The organism is Amorphoplanes friuliensis DSM 7358 (assembly GCF_000494755.1).
Classification (GTDB): domain Bacteria; phylum Actinomycetota; class Actinomycetes; order Mycobacteriales; family Micromonosporaceae; genus Actinoplanes; species Actinoplanes friuliensis.
Map to the genome: position 1 here is coordinate 1,504,360 of NC_022657.1, position 19,261 is coordinate 1,523,620.

A 19,261-nucleotide genomic window follows, 5' to 3' on the forward strand; every position below is an offset into this window, starting at 1 on the left:
GTGATTTGAACCAATAAATCAGGCCAGCAGGCCGAGCCGGTGCACGAGCTTGTCGATCCGGTTACGCGGCCCGACCAGGCTGATCGCGTGGTACGCCAGGTCGTCCGGTGCCGTCTCGCCGACCTGGCGCAGATATTCGTCGTACACCCGGGTGCTCTGACCCTGGGTCGGCATGTCGGCGACAAAAACGCCGAGCGACTCCACCGCCCGGGCCCGGATCTCGGCCAGGCGTGCGGCGCTCGCCCCCAGCACCGAGCACCCGGCCCACGGCAGGCCGGGATGCACCGACCCGCCGGCGTCCTTGGCCTCCGGGCCGATCAGCCCCGTCACCGCCGTCGTGGTGGCCGCCGCCACGCAGATCGCGGCGTTGGTGGCGCGGCCGGCGGGCAGCTCCTCGTCGACGACGATCACCCACTTGAGCCGGGCGGACCGGGTGGGCTCGTCGGTGCGGATCTCGCCGGGCTCGAACCCGACCTGATTAATACCGTCCATAACCACAGACGGTAGGCATCTGCACGGAGTCTCAGCAATAGATCCGTACTTAATTCGGATAGGCTGCGATGATGGCGCATCTCGACGAACTTGATACGGCGATCCTGCGGGAGCTGCAGGTGGATGCACGGCGCACCAACCGCGACATCGCGGCCGCCGTGGGGGTCTCGCCGACAACCGCGCTCGACCGCACCCGCGCGCTGCGGGAGCGTGGTGTCATCCAGGGCGCCAGTCTCACCGTCGATCTGGCCGCGATCGGGCGCCCGGTGCAGGCGCTGATCGCAGTCCGGATCCGGCCACCGTCGCGGCGCAACATCGAGGCCTTCCGCAACTGGGTGACCGCGCTGCCCGACACGCTCGGCGTCTTCGTCACGACCGGCACCGAGGACTTCCTGATCCACGTCGCCGTCCCCGACAACGAGAGCCTCTACGCGTTTGTCATCGACCGGCTCACCGAGCACGCGCACGTGGCCGACGTACGCACCTCGGTGGTCTACGAGCACTTGCGCAACGACCGGATCACTCCGGCGGGGTGAGCCTGCGCAGCTGGCGGTCGTGGACGCGCGAGAAGACCAGCTGGCTGAGGACCGCGCCGCACAGGGCCAGGAACATGTCCCACTGCGTGTCCCACACGTCGCCCTGGGCGCCGAGGAAGTCGTCCGCCGCGCTGCCGCCGATCAGCGCCGACCACCACTCGAAGAACTCCCAGCAGGCACTCACCGCCAGCACCACGCAGACCACCAGCGCGAAGAGCCAGCCGCCCGGTCGCAGGGGCGTACGCCGCAGCAGGATCTCCCGCGCGACGATCGCCGGCGTGATGCCCTGGAAGAGGTGGCCGAGCCGGTCGTACGGATTGCGGTCCAGCCCCAGCAGGTCCTGCACCCAGTGACCGGCGGGCACCTCGGCGTAGGTCCAGTGGCCACCGATCATCAGGATCAGCGCCTGAGCGAAGATCAGCCGGTAGGCCAGCGGCGACAGCGGGAACCGCCGGTAGGTGAGCACGAGGATCGGCGCGGCGATCAGGGCGGCGAGGACCTCCAGCAGCCAGGTTCCGTAGGAGTGCGGGTTGATCGCGGAGATCCCCAGGGCGAGGACTCCGGCGCCCAGCAGGACGGCCGGCTCGCGGCGTGCCTCAGTCATGCGACGGATCGTGTCAGGACGGTGGACCGCAGCGCCTGGGTACGCGGGCTCAGCCCCTGCGTATGTTCGCCTCATGGAGATCAGAGAGGCGACCTCAGCGGACTGGGCCCAGATCTACCCGTTCTGGTCGCAGATCGTGGAGGCCGGCGAGACGTACGTGTACCCGCTCGGTCTCGGGCCGGACGAGGCACGGGCACTGTGGATGGAGACGCCACCAGGACTGACCGTGGTGGCCGTCGACGGCGACCGGATCCTCGGCACGGCGAAGATGGGCCCCAACCGGCCGGGACGGGGAGCACACATCGCCACCGGCAGTTTTATGGTCGACCCTGAGCTGCAGGGACGTGGCACCGGCCGCGCATTGGGCACCTACCTCGTCGAGTGGGCGCGCAGCCAGGGATATCACAGCATTCAATTCAATGCGGTTGTCGAAAGCAATGCTCATGCGGTGTATCTGTGGCAGTCACTCGGCTTCAAGATCGTCGGCACCGTACCTGAAGCATTTGATCATCAGACGAACGGACTAGTCGGCCTCCATATAATGGTCAGAAAGCTATGAATCGCCCAAAACACGCGGTTCAGATACGTCTTGAGTCCCGTATGTCCCATATTGTCTTCCCTGTCAGGCCAGCCACCAGGCTTGGCGACGTGACTAGTTTTCGGAGGATTTGGGATGAACAAGGGTCGGCGTATCGGAGCCCTCGTGGCAGCCACCGCAGCCAGTGTCGGCATGGCGTCCCTGGTGGCGCCCACCGCCGCTCAGGCGGCACCGCGGGGCCCGCAGCCCGTCTCCAGCGGCATCCGCGCCGTGCAGGCCGGCCAGGACACCTGGGTCGGCATCCGCTGGACCACCGACCGTCGCATCTGTGACGTTGCGGTGCGGGTCAACGGCCGCGGCGTGGAGGTCGACTACCCGGGGAACCGTCGCTCGACGTCCTTCCCGCGGACCGACTCGCTGCGCCCCGGGCGCACCGATGTCACCAACTTCCGGGTCGACGCGGACTTCCGCCGCTCGGGCATCGCCCGGCTGAGCACCGTGATCGCGTACGACCACTGCGGTCGTCGTGACCGCACCATCGTGAAGCGGTTCAACCTCTTCATGCCGGTCATCGTGCGTGGCGGCAACCAGGGTGGACCGGGTCACGGCCACGGCGGTCCGGGCAACGGTCACCACAACGGTGACGGCCACGGCCACGGCGGTCCGGGCAACGGCCACAACAACGGCGATGGCCACGGCCACGGTGGACCGGGTAACGGCGGTCCGGGCAACGGCGGACCGGGCAACGGTGGACCGGGCAACGGCGGTCCGGGCAACGGCGGTCCGGGCAACGGCGGTCCGGGCAACGGCGGTCCGGGCAACGGCGGTCCGGGCAACGGCGGTCCGGGCAACGGCGGTCCGGGCAACGGCGGTCCGGGCAACGGCGGTCCGGGCAACGGCGGTCCGGGCAACGGTGGACCGGGCAACGGTGGACCGGGCAACGGCGGTCCGGGCAACGGTGGACCGGGCAACGGCGGTCCCGGCGGACCCCGCTAATTGAGGTCTGAATCACATAGTTCGACAAACGCGCAGCCGGCCCCGTGGCCGGCTGCGCGTTTTTGTGGTCTCCCGTGCTTTTTCAAAGACCGGTCGACGTGACCGGAATCGCACTATTCTCCGGAATGTTGTGGTTTGAGAATGGTCGAGGTTTCGGGAGAGCTGATGAACAGGACTCGCCGGACCGCCCTCATGGCGGCCGCGGTTATGGCAGCGACGGGCCTGACGACGGTGACGGCGACGGCCCCAGCGGCCGCGTCGCACCGGGAGCCACGCCCGGTCACCAAGTGGATCAAGCCGGTCGAGGCGCACGAACCGACCTGGGTCAAGGTCTACTGGAAGACGGGCAAGAAGATCTGCGACGCCGCCGTGACCGTCGAGGGCACCGACGTGGGGATCGTGTACCCGTCGAACACCGACACCTACACGTCGTTCCTGAACGATGCCGAGCTCAAGCCGGGCCGACCCGACTACACGGCCTTCCGGGTACGCGCGGACCGCAACCGCACCACGGTGGTGCGGCTCGCGGCGACGCTGACCTACAACACGTGCGGCGACGAAGCGGTCGAGAAGTCACGGACCTACCGGCTCCGGCTCCCGGTCCTGCGCAACTACGACTACGACAACTGAGCCGGAGTGCGCGGCCGGTGAGGGCCGGCCGCGCACCTCTCAGCGGGTCGCCATGATCAGCGCAGCCGGGTCGGTGCAGACCAGCTGCAGCGCCCGGGCCACGACCGCCGGGTCGTAGGTCGAGGCGTGGAATGTCGCCTCCAGGTGCAGGACCCCGCCCATCTCCGACGTGGTCAGTGTGATGCCCTCGGGGCCGTTGAGTGTCGGCACGCTCTGGTTGATGCGGTCCGGCACGTCGGCCGCCCACGGCAGGTCGGCGAGCACGTCGTGCCGGCCCTGGTTGCTGAAGGTCAGGCGCGGACGCGGGTCGATCGGCGCCTCACCCGGGTACGGGTCGGGCATCCCCGGCGTGCCCGTCAGGGCGAGCTTGCCCTCGCGCAGCAGCATCATGGTCAGGATCCGGCCCGTGGCCAGCTCCGCCTTCAGCGTCGTGTGGATCGCCTGCGGGTCGGTCAGGCTCGGCGGGCTCAGGTACGGACCCATGCAGAAGTTGCTGTCGATGCTGACGCCCTTGTCCACGTAACGGCGCGCGTCGGCCAGGAACGTGCCACCGGACAGGTCCGGGTTCAGGCCCAGCTCCCGGAGCGCCGCGGTGAAGGCCGCGAACGTGATCGCCGACGTGGTGACACCCGGCGAGTACTGGTCGCGCCACACCCGCATCTTGCCCAGCACGTCGGCGGAGCGCGCGGTCACCACGGTCAGGTCCGCCGTCCACGGCCGTGTCGGCACGTCTTCGGTGTGCGGCGGGCGGGCGAAGCTCAGACCTTCCTTCCAGCGGCCCGGCTTGGTGCCGAACTGCTTCCACCACGCCTTGGGCAGTGCCCAGCGGTGCCGCACCGACGGCCCGATGACCGCAGCGCGCTCTTCGCCGGCGGCCCGGACGAGCTCCCGCAACAGCGTGTTGACCGGCCCGGCGTCGCCGTACGCGTGGGCCACCTTCATCGCGACGTAACCACCGCCGGCCAGGATGCGTACGGGGTGATGGGCCCGCGGCTCGGCCTGCAGCCGCCGGGTCATCGCGTCGAAGTCGACCGGCCCGTCACCCAGGTCCGTGACCGCCTCGCGGACGTAACCGGCGAACGCCTCCGCGCTCAGGTGCTCCCAGCGGGCGCCGGCCCGGTCGAGCCGTGACACGGCCCGGTGGGTCGGGTCGGCGGCGTGCAGCCCGATCAGCGCGGCCCGCAGCCGTTCGGCGGTGACACCGGTCAGCGGGCCGACGGTCCGGATGTACTCCAGCGGCAGCCAGGCACGCTCGTGCAGGGTCAGGCTGGTGGTCGACATGACGTTCTCCTCCAGGGGTGTGCGGGCGAAGACCACCCGCAGCACGGTCGGTGCGACCAGCACGGTCTCGACGGCCATCACGAGAGCCACCCAGGTCACGAGTTCGGTGAGGCTGCCGCGGCTGCCGCCGTACCAGGCGGCGACGAGCTCCGCGACACCGGCGAAGACCGAGAAGATGCCGGCGCCGCGGACGCGGCCCTGCACCCGGGAGATCGCCAGGAAGAAGTGGTGGAAGACGAACGGCAGGTAGGTCAGCCCGAGGATCATCAGCGCGGTGCCGGCGCTCTCGGCGTAACTCGCGCCGAAGAGACCCATGATCGGCTTGGCGGCGAAGACGACCACGAGTGACGCGGGGAAGCCGACGCCGAGACAGATGAGCAGGCCCACCCGCACCTTGGACCGCAGGGCGGCCTTGTCGCCGCTGGCCACCGCAAAGAGGGTCAGCGCCACGTTGCCCGGGACCATGGCCAGGAACGACAGCACCATGAACGCCGTGTAGAAGGACGCGTTCGCCTCGGCCGACAGCACCGCGGTGACAACCAGGGGCAGTGCCGCCCGTGGCAGGTAAGTGGCCAGGTTCAGCAGGTTGTGATCGAAGGTGGCCCGGCCCCGGCCGCGCAGCAGGGACGGCTGTGGGCGTACCGAATCGATCATGCCCTTGCGCCGCAGGGCGCGACCGAGGATCGCGACTGAGGCCACCATGCCGGCGATCCAGGTCAGCAGCAGCTGGCCGCCGGTCAGGGTGAGGGGCAGCACGGCGAGGAGGCCGAGCAGGGCCAGCTTGATCACCGAGAACCAGGCGTTGCGCATCAGCTGCATCGGGCCCTGGAGCAGGCCGACCAGGGCCTCGTCGAGGACCAGGGTCATGGCGTTGAGCGCGATGCCGAACACCAGCAGCACCGTGGCGGGCGTGCTGCCGAGCGCGTTCTGCAGTCCGGGGACGGCCAGGTGCGCGAGCGTGACGTAGATCAGGCCGCCGACCGTCGACGCGCTGCCCGCGACCAGCAGGCAGGTGGAGATCAGCTGCCATCTGCGGCTGCGCATCGCCGACAGGTCGGAGATCAGCATGGTGCCCATGCCGAACATCCCGATCGTGCCGATCAGCGTCATCGCCGACACCGCCGCGGATGCCTGACCGACGGCCTCGGCCGATGCGGACCGTGCCGCGAGCCACCAGTAGGCGAACCCGAACAGCGAGGTGATCGCGGTCGTCGCCATCAGCGACCCGGCGTTGAGGAACAGGTCCAGGTGGCCGCGCAGGACGGAGATCAGGCCCCCACGGCCGGGGCCTTCGGGTCCAGAATCCAGGCTCTGCGGTACGGCCTCGGTTACGGTGCTGTCCACCCTTGAACGGTAGTTACTGACAGTGTTCGGCTGCCATGGCAGAGTGGTGCACTCTGAAATGCCCGTTCGGTGGATCTTTGTGACGCCTGTGACTTCAGAAGTTGTCCCTGGTCACAGTGCCTATCTGGCCTACTCTTCCCAGACCGGTACGGAGGGTAGGCCCCGCTCGGCGCGGGCCGCGTCGGTCAGCTCCTGGATCAGGGCAGTCTTACCCCGCGTATAAGCGTCACCCGGGCCGTGCGCGTCCATCAGCTCGCGCTTCAGAGCGGCATAACGGTCGCGGTCGGCGGGGTGGTCGAGCAGATGATCGCGCAGCAGCCGCTCGTTGCGGGTCGGCCAGCTCTCGGCGGTGACCACGTGCAGGTGGTACGCCGTGCTGTCGTAGTCCTCGCGCCGGTAGAACAGCCGCTCCGGCATGTCGGTGCGGACCATCCGATAGCCGAGAGTCTCCAGCGCGTCGTCGTTCACGTCGTCGAGATCCTCGAGGCTCGCCATCAGATCGATGACCGGCTTGGCCGGCAACCCGGGCACGGCGGTGCTGCCCACATGTTCGATCTCGGCGAAGAGCGGCGCCAGCACGACACAGGCCTGCCGGCCGAGCGCGGCCCAGCGCTCGTCGGGCTCCGCGATCGTCACAGCCAACCCACCTTCTTCAAGCGACGATGCAAGATCACGGCGGCGACCGCCATCAGCAGCAGCACGCCGAAGTAGCCGTATTTCCACCTGAGCTCGGGCATGTACTCGAAGTTCATGCCGTAGATCCCCGCGATCGCGGTCTGCACGGCGGCGATGGCCGCCCACGACGCGATCTTGCGCATGTCGTTGTTCTGGTCCACCGAGACCTGCGCCAGCCGCGCCTGCAGCACGGAGTTCAGCAGATCGTCAAAACCGGCCACCCGGTCCACGGCCCGGGCGAGCCGCCCCCGCACATCCACCAGGTACGGCTGCAGCGTCGCCGGCACCACACCGCTGTCCAGCAAGCGCTGCAACGGCTCCTGCAGCGGCAGCACGGCCCGCTTGAACTCGACCATCTCGCGCTTGAGCTGATAGATGTGCGCGATGTCCGGTCGCTGATGCGCGGCGAAGGCAACCTCCTCCAGCGCCTCCAGGTCGTGCTCGACGTGCCCGGCGACGTCCAGATAGAGGTCGACCATGCGGCTGCTCACGGCGTACGCGACAGCCCACGGCCCCTCGGCGAGCAGCGCCGGGCGTTCCTCGAGCTCCTCGCGGACGGGCCTGAGCGCCCCGGCCGCCCCGTGCCGGATCGTGATGACGAACCACGTCCCGACCAGCACGGTCACGTCACCGGTGTCGACAACCTCCGAGGTGTCGGTGAGTTCCTCGTGCTCGACGTAGGCGGCGGTCCGCAGCACCAGCCGCGTCACGTCACCGATCGTCTCCGCGGCCGGCCGGTGCCCGGCGGCGACGGCCTGCTCGGCGGTGAGCTCGTGCAACCCGAAGACCCGCGCGACGACACTCATCATCGCCTCGTCCGGCTCGTGCAGACCCAGCCACACGTACGCGTCCCGCTGCCTTCTCGCCAGCCGCGCGGCGTCGGCGTAATGCTCGTGCCCCGGCCGCCGCTCCCCGGCCTGGTAGACGGCGCAGTCGACAACGGCATCAGGATTGCGGTGCGGCCCCCGCGGAGCAGGTCGTTCGGTCCGGGTCAGACCATTGATGATCTTGCCGAGCGTACGCGGCAACAACGGTTGTCTCGCCCGTCGCCGCAACCCGAACATCGCCCGCCGTCCCCCGTCACTCGCCCACCCGTGCGGACCCGACGGTAGCGGCTCCACACCCCGCGCGCCGCACCGCCGGACCACGTGACAAAAGGATGTCAGACCTGCCAACTAGTCCCTTGACAAGGTTTTGTGCGCTCAGTCCGAGCGCTTCATTGCGCGGGTGCCGACCAGCAGGCCCAGGGTGCCCACGCCGATTGCCGCGGCGGCGCCGGTGACCGTGGTCGAGGCCCAGATGTCGCCGTTGAAGAGGGCGCGTTCGGAGTCGACCACGTAGGTGAGCGGGTTCCACTTCGACAGTGCCTGCAGCCAGCCGGGTCCGGCGTCGATCGGCAGGAGCATGCCGGCGAGCAGCAGCAGCGGGAAGAGCAGCGTCTGCTGCACCGTCCAGAACAACCACTCCTGGTTCTTCGCGGCCAGCGCCAGGGTGTACGACAGGGCGCCGAGCCCCAGGCAGAAGACCGACAGGATCACGATGCCGAGCAGCGCACCGCCGAGGTGGAGCTCAAAACCGAACGGCAGGCAGATCGCCACGATCACCGCGGCCTGCGCGACCACCGGCACGATCTCCTTGAGCGCACGCCCGATCAGCAGGGCGGGCCGGCGCAGGGGAGTGACCAGCATCCGTTCGTGCGAGCCGGTCTGGATCTCGAAGAGCAGGTTGGAGCCGGTCATCGACGTGCCGAACAGGCACGACATCACCACGATGCCCGGCACGAACCACTGCAGCGCCAGATCGTCGGGCAGCAGCGGCGCGAAGAGACCCAGGAAGACCAGCGGCTGGACCATGGAGAAGACGATGGTGAACGGGTTGCGCAGCATCGGCCGCAGCTCGCGGCTGAAAACGACGCCGGTGTCGGTGACGAGGTTGGTCATGGCTCAGGCCTCCACGAGCGTCGTGTCGCGGTCGGTGGTCTCGGCGGTCGCGCCGCCCTCGCGCAGGCTGCGACCGGTCAGCTTCAGGAAGACGTCGTCGAGGGTCGGCCTTCGGACCTCCACCTCGGCCACCGGGAGACCCGCCGAGCGCAAATCCTCGAGCAGATCCGGTACGAGGCGGGGCGCGTCGGGGACGGTGATCGTCAGCTGTGTCCCCGACCGGTGGATCTGGTGGGGGAGTCGCGCCGAGGCCGCCGCCGCGTCGGTCTCGTGGTCGAAGCCCAGGATGATCCGGTCACCGACGTGCTCGGTCTTGAGCCGCGCGGGGGTGTCGTCGGCGATGATCCGGCCATGGTCGATCACGATGATCCGCTCGGCCATCGAGTCGGCCTCGTCCAGGTAGTGCGTGGTCAGCACGATCGTCGTCTCGTGCTGCTTGCGCAGCTGCATGATGTGCTCCTGCAGGTTGGCGCGGTTCTGCGGGTCGAGGCCGGTGGACGGCTCGTCGAGGAAGAGCAGCTCCGGGGCGTGGATCAGGCCCATCGCGATGTCGAGGCGGCGGCGTTGCCCGCCGGAGAGGGTCGACACCGTGCGGTCGGCGACCTCGCCCAGCCCGAGCGAGTCGATCAGCTCGCCGGCCCGCTCCCGGGCCGCGGCCACCTTCAACCCGTACGCGCGACCCTGGCTGATCAGCTCGTCGCGCCCCCGCTGGCTGTGTGCGGCGCCGTTGCCCTGTCCGATGTAGCCGATCCGCTGCCGCACCTCCCGTTGCTGCCGCACCACGTCGAAGCCGGCCACCTCTGCGGTGCCCGAGGTCGGCGGGATCAGCGTGGTGAGCATGCGCAGGGTCGTGGACTTGCCGGCGCCGTTCGGCCCGAGCAGGGCGACCAGCTCGCCGGGAGCGACGGTCAGGTTGATGCCCTGCACGGCGTGGACGTCCTTGAAATGCCTGGTGAGCTCGTGCGTCTCAATCATGGGACCGACGCTAGAGTTCGAAGCGGCCACTTTCTGACCGCAATCCGAGGGAACCTCGATCCATGGCGAACACGAGTGCGCGGATGCTGCGGTTGCTCTCCCTCCTGCAGACGCATCGCTACTGGCCAGGCGTCGAGCTGGCCGACCGGCTCGAGGTCAGCCCGCGAACGCTGCGCCGCGACGTCGACCGCCTCCGCGAGCTCGGTTATCCCGTCGACGCGGCCCGTGGTGTCGCCGGCGGCTATCAGCTCCAGGCCGGCGCTGCGGTGCCTCCGCTCCTGCTCGACGACGAAGAAGCGGTCGCGATCGCCGTCGGCCTGCGCACAGCCGCGGCCGGCGCGGTCGCGGGCTTCGAGGAGACCTCCGTCCGTGCACTCGCCAAAGTCATCCAGCTGCTCCCGCCCCGGCTCCGCAAACGCATCGACGCCCTCCAGGCCGCAACCGCACCGGGTGTCTTCGGAGGCGGACCGACCCTGGACGCGACCACACTGACAACCCTTGCGATGGCTTGTCGCGGCGAGGAAAGGCTGCGCTTCGCCTACACCCCCCGCGAGGGCGAAGGCTCGTCACGCCACGTCGAGCCGCACCGCCTGGTGTCGCTCGGCCGCCGCTGGTATCTCGTGGCCTGGGACCTCGACCGCGGCGACTGGCGCAGCTTCCGCGTCGACCGCCTCACCGCGCCCACACTCACCGGCGCGCGTTTCCGCCCGCGCGAGATCCCCGGCGGTGACCCGGTGACCTGGATGCGCTCCCGCCTCGTCGCGGTCCCCGCCCGTCACGAAGTGTCCGTCCTCATCGGAAAACCTGCCGACAGCGTGCGGCAGGTCGTCGGCCAGTGGGCGGCGGTCGAAGAGCTGTCACCGACGACCTGCCGCATGCGGATGAACGTCGACGACCTGAACTGGCCGGTCATGGTGCTGGGCGCCCTGCGTGCTGACTTCACTGTGGAGTCACCTCCGGAGCTGACCGTCCACATCCGCGAAGCAGGCGAAACCTTGCTGCGCGGCGTGAACAGCTGACTCGCTGTTTGGACGGATCGGCGCCCCCGTGGCGCCGATCCGCACGATGAACCTAGCGACCCCCTCCGACACTTTTTGGCGCTGCGATCCTGACGGCCCAGTTTTCGCCTCGCCGCGCTTCTCATGGCCCAGCTTTCGCTTAGCTGTCCTTCTCACGGCCCGGCTTTCGCCTCGCGAGGGCCTTAAGCTGCCGGGGTGACAGTCCTCCGGATCCGCGGCCGCGCCCTGCCGGACGGCGACCTCGTCGACCTCTACGCCGACGGCGACCGCTGGACCACCGACCCCGTGGCCGGGGCCGAACTCCTGCCCGAAGGCTGGCTCCTCCCCGGCCTCGTCGACGCCCACACGCACCCCGGGGCCGAGGACCGCGGTGCACCCCTGGACGAGAAGATCCTCCGCGACCAGCTCCACCGCCATGTCGACAGTGGAGTGACACTGATCCGCTCACCCGGGCTGCCCGGCGACCCACCGGACTGGTTCGGCACCGACCCTGACGTCCCCCGCGCCGTCCACGCCGGTCCCTGGATCGCCCAGCACGGCCAGTTCTTCGACGGCTGGGGCCGCCGTGCCACCCACGCCGAACTGCCCGGCCTCGCCGCGGCCCAGGCCGCCCGCAGCGGCTGGGCCAAACTCATCGCCGACTGGACCGCCGACGGCCATCACCTCCCGGTCGAAGTCCTCCGCGAGATCGTCGCGCAGGTCCATGCCGTCGGCGGCCGCGTGGCCGTGCACTCCCAGCACCAGGCCGGCAGTACGGCCGCAGTCGAGGCCGGCGTCGACTCCCTCGAACACGGCACGTACCTCGACCCCGGCCTCCTCACCCGCATGGCCGCCCAGGGCACCGCACTGACGCCGACGTTGTCCGTACTCCTCAACGGGGTCAAGGTGGTCACCGCACGACCGGACAGCGAGTTCCGTACCTGGTATCTGAACGGGGTGGCCGGCCACCCGGCGCTGATCGCCTCCGCGGCCGAGGCCGGGGTGACCCTCCTGGCCGGCACGGACTCCCAGCCCCACGGCCGCATCGCCGACGAGATCCGCGCACTCGCCGCAGCCGGGGTGCCGGCCCACGACGCGCTCGCCGCGGCCTCCTGGACCGCCCGCTCCTACCTGGGGATGCCCGGCCTGCAGCCCGGCGCCCCCGCCGATGCGGTGATCTACGCCGAAGACCCCCGGGCCGACCTCGACCAGCTCGAACACCCCCTGGCCGTCGTTCTGCGCGGCCGCCGCGTCCGGTAAATCGCGCGAAAAATGTCGGAGGGGCACGGGATACTTTCCGCGTGAACGAGATGCCGGGGACCCTCGACGAGGTCATCAGGCTGGCCGGTGCGGGCCGCCCGATGAAATACGTGTTCTTCTGGGGTCACCGCCCGCAGCGCGACGGCAGCATCGGGACGGGGTGCCTGAGCCAGTGGTGGCCGTCCGTGTTCACTGTGGACGGTGTCCGCTTCGCGAGCGCCGAGCACTACATGATGTGGCGCAAGGCCCTGCTGTTCGGCGACGAGGAGTCCGCAGGCCGCATCGTCGCCGCCAGCCATCCCCGCCAGGCCAAGATGCTCGGCCGCCGCGTCCGCGGCTTCGACGAGCAGACCTTGGTCGACCACCGCTGGTCCATCGTCGTCGACGCGAGCGTGGCCAAGTTCGGCCAGCGCCCCGAGCTGCGTGACTTCCTGCTGGGCACGAGCAAGCGCATCCTCGTCGAGGCGAGCCCGACCGACCGCATCTGGGGCATCGGCCTCTCCGCCACCGACGACCGCGTCCACGACCCGGCACAGTGGCGCGGCCTCAACCTGCTCGGCTTCGCGCTCATGGAGGCCCGCACCCAACTCACCTGACCCATCGGCCTGTCCGGCCGCCCGCTTCCCACTTTTGGTCCTCGGTCCACCGACCCGCCGAACGCCGCACCTGTGGGATGCCGCGCCGAACGCCGCACCTGTGGGATGCCGCGCCGAACGCTGCGCCCGTGGGATGCCGCGCCGAACGCTGCGCCCGTGGGATGCCGCGCCGAACGCTGCGCCCGTGGGATGCCGCGCCGAACGCTGCGCCCGTGGGACGCCGCGCCGAACGCTGCGCCCGTGGGACGCCGCGCCGAACGCTGCGCGCGTGAGACACCGCGCCGAACGCTGCGCGCGTGAGACACCGCGCCGAACGCTGCGCCCGTGGGACGCCGCGCCGAGCGCCTTCGCGCCCGGCGTAGCGGGTGTTGGTGGGGGTGGTGAGCGCCTCGGCCGGGCCGGTTGTGGTTTGTTGCGGTGTCGGGATGGCCGCGGTGGGAGGTGCGGCCGGACCGGTTGTGGTCCGTCGCCTTGCCGGAATGGTCGGTGTCATCGGCAGCGGCGGACGCCGCGGCCTGGCCTGTAGTTGTTCGGCGGTGGCCTGGTCGGGGGCCTGCCGGCCGGGACGGCAGAGCCATCGCAGAGCCGGCTGCCGTTTGGCTGCGGTCCGGGGAGAGGCCCTGTTACCAGCGGCGCCGGGCGCCGCCGCGATCGCGGACGGTGGCCCAGACCATTTTGCCGCCGACGGTCGGGATGGCGCCCCAGGCGAGGGAGTCGGCGTGGACGACGCGGAGGCCGTGGCCGCGTTCGTTGAGGGGGAGGCCGGGTTCGGCCGGGCTGAGGCCGATCATCCGGGGCAGGGTGTGGTCCCGGTCGCGAACGGCCAGGTGCAGCGCCGTGCCGCGGCGTGAGATCGACACTTCCATTTCGGTACGGGCGTGCTCGACCGCATTCGCGACCAGTTCCGACATCACGGCACGACCGGGGTGAAGGACCGCGTGCAGGTTCCAGGCCTGGCACGCGCCGCCGACGAGGTTGCGGGCCACGCTCGGTGACACGGAGGTCGGTGGGAGGCGCATGCGGACGACGTCGGTCAGGGGACGGTTGCCGGCCAGTGCCTCGCGGGCCAGGGCCGGCTCGTCGAAGATCGGCAGGTAGCGGTTCAGGCCGACGCTGCGGAAACGGGCGGCGAGCGAGGACTCCGCAGGCAGGCAGAGAGCCAGCCGGGTGGGAGGGTCCGCGGCTGCGGCGGCCTGGGTCGCGGAGAGCCACGTCGGCACGCTCGCGGCTTCGGGGTCGTCGAGGCCGGTCGCGTCGATGATGATCGCCGCCGGGCTCTCGGCGAGGCATTTGCTGATCGCCAGGGTGGCCGCGGTGCTGCGACCGGAGTGCCAGGTGCCGCGGACGACTATGTCGATGACCGCGCCGTCGACGTCGGCGGTGACCGTGAGAGGCGCGTCGTGTGCCGAGGTGAACAGGTACGGAGGGTGTTCCTCCATGGTGCGGCCTTTCCTCGGTCGGCGGCCTCTGCCCGGGTACCCAGGAAGTCTCGACCGACCGGGGTGACAGGTCAACGGTGCTCACCCCACCGGGGTAGGCCTTTCGACCGAGCTTGACATGCAGGTAATTGCCTGCCTAACTTGCCGTGTGGATCTGGTGTTCAAGGCTCTGTCCGATCCGACCCGGCGGCACCTGCTCGACCTGCTGCACGAGCGCAACGGGCAGACGCTCGCGGAGCTGTGCGAGGGGCTGGCCATGACCCGGCAGTCGGCGACCCAGCATCTGGCTCTGCTCGAGGCGGCCAATCTGGTGGCGACCGTTCGCCGGGGGCGGGAGAAGCTCCACTACCTCAACCCCGTCCCCCTGCACGAGCTGCAGGAGCGCTGGATCGACAAGTTCGAGCGGCCGCGGCTGCGGACGCTGCAAGCCGTCAGACGACAAGCGGAGGCAACCATGAGCGACCGGCCGGACTACGTCTACGTGACCTACATCGAGAGCACCCCCGAACGCGTGTGGGAGGCCCTGACCGACGCCGACCTGACCGCGCGGTACTGGGGTCACGCCAACGTGTCGGACTGGCAGGTGGGTTCGACCTGGCAGCACGTGCGCACGGACGGTTCGGGCATCGCGGACGTGACCGGCACGGTGGTCGAGAGCACGCCACCGCGGCGCCTGGTCACCACCTGGGACGGCGACGACGGGTCGCGGGTCACCTTCGACATCGAGCCGTTCCACGAGATCGTGCGGCTGACCGTGACCCACGAAAATCTGGCCACCGAGCAGGACCGGGCCGACGTGGCCCAGGGGTGGCCCGCGGTGCTCGCCAATCTCAAGACTCTGCTCGAGACGGGCAAAATTTTGTCACAGGCACCATGGACTATGGACCGGTGACGAACCTAGGCGCCATCTTCCTGCCCTCCAACCCACCCGAGCGGCTGCGTGACCTCGCCCGCCTCGCCGACGAGGCCGGTCTCGAGCAGCTCTGGCTGTGGGAGGACTGCTTTCTCAACAGCGGCATCGCCGCGGCCACGGCCGCCCTCGCCTGGACCGAGCGGCTCAAGGTCGGCATCGGCATCATGCCGGTGCCGTTCCGCAACGCCGCGTTGATGGCGATGGAGATCGCCACGATGCGCCGGATGTTCGGTGATCGGGCGATCATCGGCTTCGGCCACGGCGTCCAGGACTGGATGGGGCAGGTGGGGGCCAAGGCCGCCTCGCCGATGACACTGCTGCGCGAATACACCACGGCGGTGCACAGCCTGCTGCGCGGCGAGACCGTGACCACGCAGGGTCGTTACGTGAAGCTTGACGCGGTCGCCCTGGACTGGGCGCCCGATCCGGCCCCGCGGGTGCTCATCGGCGCGACCGGACCCAAGACGCTGCAGCTCTCGGGTGAGCTGGCGGGCGGCACGATTCTCACGGGCGGCACCTCGCCGGACGGTGTGCGGGCCGCCCGCGAGCACATCGGCGCGGCGGAGGACCACGAGCTGGTCGTTTTCATGCCGGCCGCGACCGGTGCGACGGCCGAGGAGCGGATCGCCCGCCAGCAGGAGCGGGAGGGTGTCGACTGGCCGGGTGCGGCCGGTGACGCCAAGACGGTGGCGGCGGCGGTCGAGCGTCTGGCCGAGGCGGGCGCGGCGACGGTGATCCTTCAGCCGACCAACGACGACCCCGACCCGGAGGGGTTCATCCGCTTTGTCGCGGAGGAGGTCCGGCCCCTCGTCGGCTGACCTCCGCGCGGCGCGGGCGGCGGTGCTACTCCGACGGCACTATCTTGTCCGGCATGCCCATTTCGCCGTATATCAAGAGCCTCCGCGACGTTGTCGGGCATCGCCCGCTGCTGCTGCCCGGGGTGACCGCGGTCGTCTTCGACGACGCCGGCCGGCTCCTGCTCGGTCAGCGTTCCGACAACGGCCGCTGGGCACTGATCGCGGGAGTCATGGACCCGGGCGAGCAGCCGGCCGAGACGATCGTCCGTGAGGTGTGGGAGGAGACGGCCGTCCACGTCGTGCCCGAGCGGGTCACGAGCGTGCTCACCCAGCCGCCGAACACCTACCCGAACGGCGACCAGACGGAATTTGTCGACATCACCTTCCGCTGCCGCGCGGTCGGCGGTGAGGCCCGGGTCAACGACGACGAGTCGCTCGCCGTCGGCTGGTTCGCGCTGGAGGACCTGCCACCGATCTCGGAACTGGTCCGCCAGCGCATCGAGTGGGCGCTCGTGCCCGGCACGGGCGCCTGGTTCAGCGCGCCGGCAACGCGCCGCCTCTGAAAGGCCGCGCTGTTTCGCGGGGCCGCGCTGTTTCGCGGGGCCGCGCTGTTTCGCGGGGCCGCGCTGTTTCGCGGGGCCGCGCTGTTTCGTGGCGCCGCGCTGTTTCGTGGCGCCGCGCTGTTCCGGGGGCGCCGTGCTGTTTCGAGGGCGGGGTCAGAGGGGGCGGGGTCAGAGGGGGCGGACGCGGACGTGGTCGTCGTGCCAGATCTCGCCGACGCGGAAGCGCTTCGTGCCGGCGATCTCGAAGCCGTTCCGGGAGTAGAACTTCGCCGCCCGCTCGTTCAGCTGGTTCACGCCGAGCCAGCAGACCTGGGCCCCGGTGGCCCGGGCGGCCTCCAGCGTCGCGGTCATCAGCGTGCCCGCGACCCCGGAGCCGTGGTTGTCCGCGGCCACGTAGAACTTGCTGAGCTCGATCGACGTCCCCGGCCCCGCGGCGGCCACCACCGCGGCGACCTCCGGGTCGGCGATCGGCCCGCTGATCAGCATGGAGTAACCGATCGCCCGGCCCTCGTCCTCGGCCAGGAGCACGATCCGGCCGGGGTCGGACAGATACTTGTCGAAGGCGGCGAGCGACAGGTGCTCGCCGATGAACGCGTCGATGTCGCTCTGCAACGTGCCGGGCGGCGTGGCCAGCCCGAAGGTCTTCGCCGCGAGTTCGTGCAGCTCGGACGCGTCCGCCGGCACTGCCTGCCGGGTGATGATCGCCATGTCGCCACGATAACGGCGACGTGACGCGCTTCATCAGGGCGTTCGGAAATTGGAAACAGGGTTTAGAGTCGTGCCGACCGATCGGCGGTCCGGAACGGGGAGGGCGTAGCGGTGAGCGAACCGGTATTCGAGCGCAGGGGGCTCGGCGACGTGATTCCCGCGCCGGCCGAGGTGCGGCCCGACCAGGCCGTGACCTTCACGATCGACGAGGGTACGGCGATCCGCACCGCACCGGGTTCACCCGAGGCGCACCGGGTGGGCGAGCACCTCGCAGCGGTGTTGCGTCCCGCCACGGGTTTTGCCCTGCCGGTCGGCGCCGGGGACGGCACCATCGCCCTCCTCCTCGACGGCGACGACACGCTCGGTGACGAGGGCTACGAGCTCGAGATCGCTGCCGACGGCGTGACGGCTCGCGCGGCCGCACCGGCCGGCCTGTTCGCCGCGGTGCAGACGATCCGCCAGCTGCTGCCCGCGGAGATCGAGGCCGGAACACCGCAGGCGGGCGCCTGGACGCTGCCCGGTGGCCGGATCACCGACCGGCCGCGGTTCGCCTACCGCGGCGCGATGCTCGACATCGCCCGTCACTTCTTCGGCGTCGACGAGATCAAGTCCTATGTCGACTCGCTGGTCCAGTTCAAGATCAATCACCTGCACCTGCACCTGACCGACGACCAGGGCTGGCGCCTCGAGATCGATGGCTGGCCCCTGCTCACCGAGATCAGCGGCGGTGCCGGTACGGGCGTCGACGGCACCGGCCCGGGCTTCCTCACCAAGGCCGACTACACGGAGCTCGTCGCGTACGCGGAGGAGCGCTTCGTCACGATCGTGCCCGAGATCGACATGCCGGGGCACGTCAACGCCGCCCAGCACGCGTACCCGGAACTGACCGCGGACGGTGTGGCCGTCCCGCAGCGGACGGACTCGGAGGTCGGCTACAGCTCGTTCGTCGCCGGCAAGGAGGAGACGTACGCGTTCCTCGACGACGTCATCCGCGAGGTGGCGGCGCTGACACCGGGGCCCTACCTGCACATCGGCGGCGACGAGGCGCAGGCCACGACGGCCGAGGACTACCGCACCTTCATCCAGCGGGTGCTGCCCCTGGTCGCGAAGTACGAGAAGCGTGTTGTCGGCTGGCACGAGATGGCCGGCGTCGAGCTCCCCGAGACGGCGATCCCGCAGTACTGGCGCATCGAGGCAACCGACGAGGGCACGGCTCGCGCGGCGGCCAACGGCAGCAAGGTGATCATGTCGCCGGCCGACCGGACCTACCTCGACATGAAGTACACGGCGGAGAGCCCGCTCGGCCTGGACTGGGCCGGCACGATCGACGTCGAGCGCGCGTACGGCTGGGACCCGGCCGACCGCCTCCCCGGTGTCGGCGAGGAGCACCTGCTCGGCGTCGAGGCGCCGCTCTGGTCGGAGACGCTGCGCAGCCTTACCGACGTCGAGACGATGACCTACCCCCGCCTGCCGGCGATCGCCGAGATCGGCTGGTCACCGCGCGTCACCCACGACTGGGAGTCGTTCCGCACCCGCCTGGCGGCGTTCGGTCCCCGCTGGCGCCGGCAGGGCGTCGCGTTCCACGCCTCGCCCGAGATCCCGTGGTGAGGTCCCGAAATCTTCCTTAATTCTCCGCGACCCCTCCGGTACGGGTTTGCGCACGTCAACGCCGCACTCCCGTCGTCGACCGGCACGACGGGCCGGTGCGGCGGACGCCGGGTTGTCACAGGACACCCCTAGGCTTTCCGCGTGCAGAAGAGAGTGCTGGCATCGGTCGCGGCGCTGGCCGGGTTCCTGATCGTCGCGGCTGTGCAGCTCGCGCTCGTGGTGGTGCCCGTCCTGCTGCTGCTCTCGACACTGCCGGGCCGCACGGCGCTGCGGCTCGGCGTGCCGGTGTGCATCGCCACGGTCGGCGTGATGGCGTACGCGACCTGGCGTGCCCTGCACACCCGGCGCCCCGAGCCGGTCGGCCTGCC

The 19,261-nt window shown here is 70.2% G+C and carries 21 protein-coding genes; 11 read left to right on the forward strand and 10 right to left on the reverse strand.

Annotated features, from left to right (window positions below; all coding sequences use genetic code 11):
- Positions 1–18 precede the first annotated feature (18 nt).
- Complete coding sequence (locus AFR_RS06920) at positions 19–492, reverse strand: DUF2000 domain-containing protein (RefSeq protein ID WP_023359186.1); 474 nt, start codon at positions 490–492, stop codon at positions 19–21.
- A 71-nt stretch (positions 493–563) separates the two neighbouring features.
- On the opposite strand from AFR_RS06920, the gene AFR_RS06925 reads away from it, so the two are divergent.
- Positions 564–1,028, forward strand: a complete 465-nt coding sequence (locus tag AFR_RS06925) for an Lrp/AsnC family transcriptional regulator (protein WP_041841866.1) — start codon at positions 564–566, stop codon at positions 1,026–1,028.
- Here AFR_RS06925 and AFR_RS06930 read toward each other — a convergent pair.
- Positions 1,012–1,632: a DUF2238 domain-containing protein gene (locus AFR_RS06930; protein WP_023359188.1), complete on the reverse strand. Its 621-nt coding sequence runs from the start codon at positions 1,630–1,632 to the stop codon at positions 1,012–1,014. The two genes, AFR_RS06925 and AFR_RS06930, sit on opposite strands and share 17 nt — an antisense overlap.
- A 73-nt stretch (positions 1,633–1,705) precedes the next feature.
- Between AFR_RS06930 and AFR_RS06935 the strand changes: the two genes are divergently transcribed.
- From AFR_RS06935 to AFR_RS06945, 3 genes are all read left to right on the forward strand, one after another.
- Positions 1,706–2,191: a GNAT family N-acetyltransferase gene (locus tag AFR_RS06935; protein WP_023359189.1), complete on the forward strand. Its 486-nt coding sequence runs from the start codon at positions 1,706–1,708 to the stop codon at positions 2,189–2,191.
- Between the two features lie 144 nt (positions 2,192–2,335).
- Positions 2,336–3,166, forward strand: coding sequence for a hypothetical protein (locus AFR_RS47230; RefSeq protein WP_052359334.1), 831 nt, complete (start codon positions 2,336–2,338; stop codon positions 3,164–3,166).
- A gap of 165 nt (positions 3,167–3,331) precedes the next feature.
- Positions 3,332–3,796: a hypothetical protein gene (locus tag AFR_RS06945; RefSeq protein ID WP_148307891.1), complete on the forward strand. Its 465-nt coding sequence runs from the start codon at positions 3,332–3,334 to the stop codon at positions 3,794–3,796.
- Positions 3,797–3,835: 39 nt separating this feature from the next.
- Here the strand turns inward: AFR_RS06945 and AFR_RS06950 are convergent, their stop codons facing one another.
- From AFR_RS06950 to AFR_RS06970, 5 genes are all read right to left on the reverse strand, one after another.
- Entirely contained in the window at positions 3,836–6,421 is a 2,586-nt protein-coding gene (locus AFR_RS06950; protein WP_023359192.1) for a lipopolysaccharide biosynthesis protein, read from the reverse strand.
- A 129-nt stretch (positions 6,422–6,550) separates the two neighbouring features.
- Positions 6,551–7,057, reverse strand: coding sequence for a GrpB family protein (locus tag AFR_RS06955; RefSeq protein WP_023359193.1), 507 nt, complete (start codon positions 7,055–7,057; stop codon positions 6,551–6,553).
- Positions 7,054–8,160, reverse strand: a complete 1,107-nt coding sequence (locus AFR_RS06960; RefSeq protein ID WP_041840663.1) for a magnesium and cobalt transport protein CorA — start codon at positions 8,158–8,160, stop codon at positions 7,054–7,056. The genes AFR_RS06955 and AFR_RS06960 overlap by 4 nt, the downstream gene beginning before the upstream one ends.
- Positions 8,161–8,298: 138 nt before the next feature.
- On the reverse strand, positions 8,299–9,036 hold the full coding sequence (locus tag AFR_RS06965) for an ABC transporter permease (protein ID WP_023359195.1): 738 nt from the start codon (positions 9,034–9,036) through the stop codon (positions 8,299–8,301).
- 3 nt (positions 9,037–9,039) lie between these two features.
- Entirely contained in the window at positions 9,040–10,011 is a 972-nt protein-coding gene (locus AFR_RS06970) for an ATP-binding cassette domain-containing protein (RefSeq protein ID WP_023359196.1), read from the reverse strand.
- A 62-nt stretch (positions 10,012–10,073) separates the two neighbouring features.
- Between AFR_RS06970 and AFR_RS06975 the strand changes: the two genes are divergently transcribed.
- From AFR_RS06975 to ybiA, 3 genes are all read left to right on the forward strand, one after another.
- On the forward strand, positions 10,074–11,030 hold the full coding sequence (locus AFR_RS06975) for a helix-turn-helix transcriptional regulator (protein ID WP_023359197.1): 957 nt from the start codon (positions 10,074–10,076) through the stop codon (positions 11,028–11,030).
- A gap of 195 nt (positions 11,031–11,225) precedes the next feature.
- Positions 11,226–12,269, forward strand: a complete 1,044-nt coding sequence (locus AFR_RS06980) for an amidohydrolase family protein (protein ID WP_023359198.1) — start codon at positions 11,226–11,228, stop codon at positions 12,267–12,269.
- Positions 12,270–12,319: 50 nt separating this feature from the next.
- Complete coding sequence (gene ybiA / locus AFR_RS06985) at positions 12,320–12,865, forward strand: riboflavin biosynthesis intermediates N-glycosidase (protein ID WP_041841870.1); 546 nt, start codon at positions 12,320–12,322, stop codon at positions 12,863–12,865.
- Between the two features lie 623 nt (positions 12,866–13,488).
- Here the strand turns inward: ybiA and AFR_RS06990 are convergent.
- On the reverse strand, positions 13,489–14,304 hold the full coding sequence (locus AFR_RS06990) for an ATP-binding protein (protein WP_023359200.1): 816 nt from the start codon (positions 14,302–14,304) through the stop codon (positions 13,489–13,491).
- Between the two features lie 148 nt (positions 14,305–14,452).
- On the opposite strand from AFR_RS06990, the gene AFR_RS06995 reads away from it, so the two are divergent.
- The 3 genes from AFR_RS06995 to AFR_RS07005 are packed head-to-tail and all read left to right on the forward strand — an operon-like array spanning position 14,453 to position 16,577.
- On the forward strand, positions 14,453–15,196 hold the full coding sequence (locus tag AFR_RS06995) for an ArsR/SmtB family transcription factor (RefSeq protein ID WP_023359201.1): 744 nt from the start codon (positions 14,453–14,455) through the stop codon (positions 15,194–15,196).
- Complete coding sequence (locus AFR_RS07000; protein ID WP_023359202.1) at positions 15,193–16,035, forward strand: LLM class flavin-dependent oxidoreductase; 843 nt, start codon at positions 15,193–15,195, stop codon at positions 16,033–16,035. The genes AFR_RS06995 and AFR_RS07000 overlap by 4 nt, the downstream gene beginning before the upstream one ends.
- A 53-nt stretch (positions 16,036–16,088) precedes the next feature.
- Positions 16,089–16,577 (forward strand): NUDIX hydrolase, encoded by a 489-nt coding sequence (locus tag AFR_RS07005; protein WP_023359203.1) that lies wholly within the window; start codon positions 16,089–16,091, stop codon positions 16,575–16,577.
- A 168-nt stretch (positions 16,578–16,745) separates the two neighbouring features.
- Here the strand turns inward: AFR_RS07005 and AFR_RS07010 are convergent, their stop codons facing one another.
- Positions 16,746–17,285, reverse strand: a complete 540-nt coding sequence (locus tag AFR_RS07010) for a GNAT family N-acetyltransferase (RefSeq protein ID WP_023359204.1) — start codon at positions 17,283–17,285, stop codon at positions 16,746–16,748.
- 111 nt (positions 17,286–17,396) lie between these two features.
- Between AFR_RS07010 and AFR_RS07015 the strand changes: the two genes are divergently transcribed.
- Positions 17,397–18,893 (forward strand): beta-N-acetylhexosaminidase, encoded by a 1,497-nt coding sequence (locus AFR_RS07015; protein WP_023359205.1) that lies wholly within the window; start codon positions 17,397–17,399, stop codon positions 18,891–18,893.
- A gap of 128 nt (positions 18,894–19,021) precedes the next feature.
- On the opposite strand, the gene AFR_RS47660 is transcribed toward AFR_RS07015, so the two are convergent.
- Positions 19,022–19,234: a hypothetical protein gene (locus AFR_RS47660; RefSeq protein ID WP_023359206.1), complete on the reverse strand. Its 213-nt coding sequence runs from the start codon at positions 19,232–19,234 to the stop codon at positions 19,022–19,024.
- Positions 19,235–19,261 lie beyond the last annotated feature (27 nt).

Bases quoted from the DNA above. Each gene is read 5' to 3' on its own strand.
- AFR_RS06920 (WP_023359186.1), bottom strand. From the start codon at position 492: ATGGACGGTATTAATCAGGTCGGGTTCGAGCCCGGCGAGATCCGCACC.
- AFR_RS06925 (WP_041841866.1), top strand. From the start codon at position 564: ATGGCGCATCTCGACGAACTTGATACGGCGATCCTGCGGGAGCTGCAG.
- AFR_RS06930 (WP_023359188.1), bottom strand. From the start codon at position 1,632: ATGACTGAGGCACGCCGCGAGCCGGCCGTCCTGCTGGGCGCCGGAGTC.
- AFR_RS06935 (WP_023359189.1), top strand. From the start codon at position 1,706: ATGGAGATCAGAGAGGCGACCTCAGCGGACTGGGCCCAGATCTACCCG.
- AFR_RS06945 (WP_148307891.1), top strand. From the start codon at position 3,332: ATGAACAGGACTCGCCGGACCGCCCTCATGGCGGCCGCGGTTATGGCA.
- AFR_RS06960 (WP_041840663.1), bottom strand. From the start codon at position 8,160: ATGTTCGGGTTGCGGCGACGGGCGAGACAACCGTTGTTGCCGCGTACG.
- AFR_RS06965 (WP_023359195.1), bottom strand. From the start codon at position 9,036: ATGACCAACCTCGTCACCGACACCGGCGTCGTTTTCAGCCGCGAGCTG.
- AFR_RS06970 (WP_023359196.1), bottom strand. From the start codon at position 10,011: ATGATTGAGACGCACGAGCTCACCAGGCATTTCAAGGACGTCCACGCC.
- AFR_RS06975 (WP_023359197.1), top strand. From the start codon at position 10,074: ATGGCGAACACGAGTGCGCGGATGCTGCGGTTGCTCTCCCTCCTGCAG.
- ybiA (WP_041841870.1), top strand. From the start codon at position 12,320: ATGCCGGGGACCCTCGACGAGGTCATCAGGCTGGCCGGTGCGGGCCGC.
- AFR_RS06990 (WP_023359200.1), bottom strand. From the start codon at position 14,304: ATGGAGGAACACCCTCCGTACCTGTTCACCTCGGCACACGACGCGCCT.
- AFR_RS07005 (WP_023359203.1), top strand. From the start codon at position 16,089: ATGCCCATTTCGCCGTATATCAAGAGCCTCCGCGACGTTGTCGGGCAT.
- AFR_RS07010 (WP_023359204.1), bottom strand. From the start codon at position 17,285: ATGGCGATCATCACCCGGCAGGCAGTGCCGGCGGACGCGTCCGAGCTG.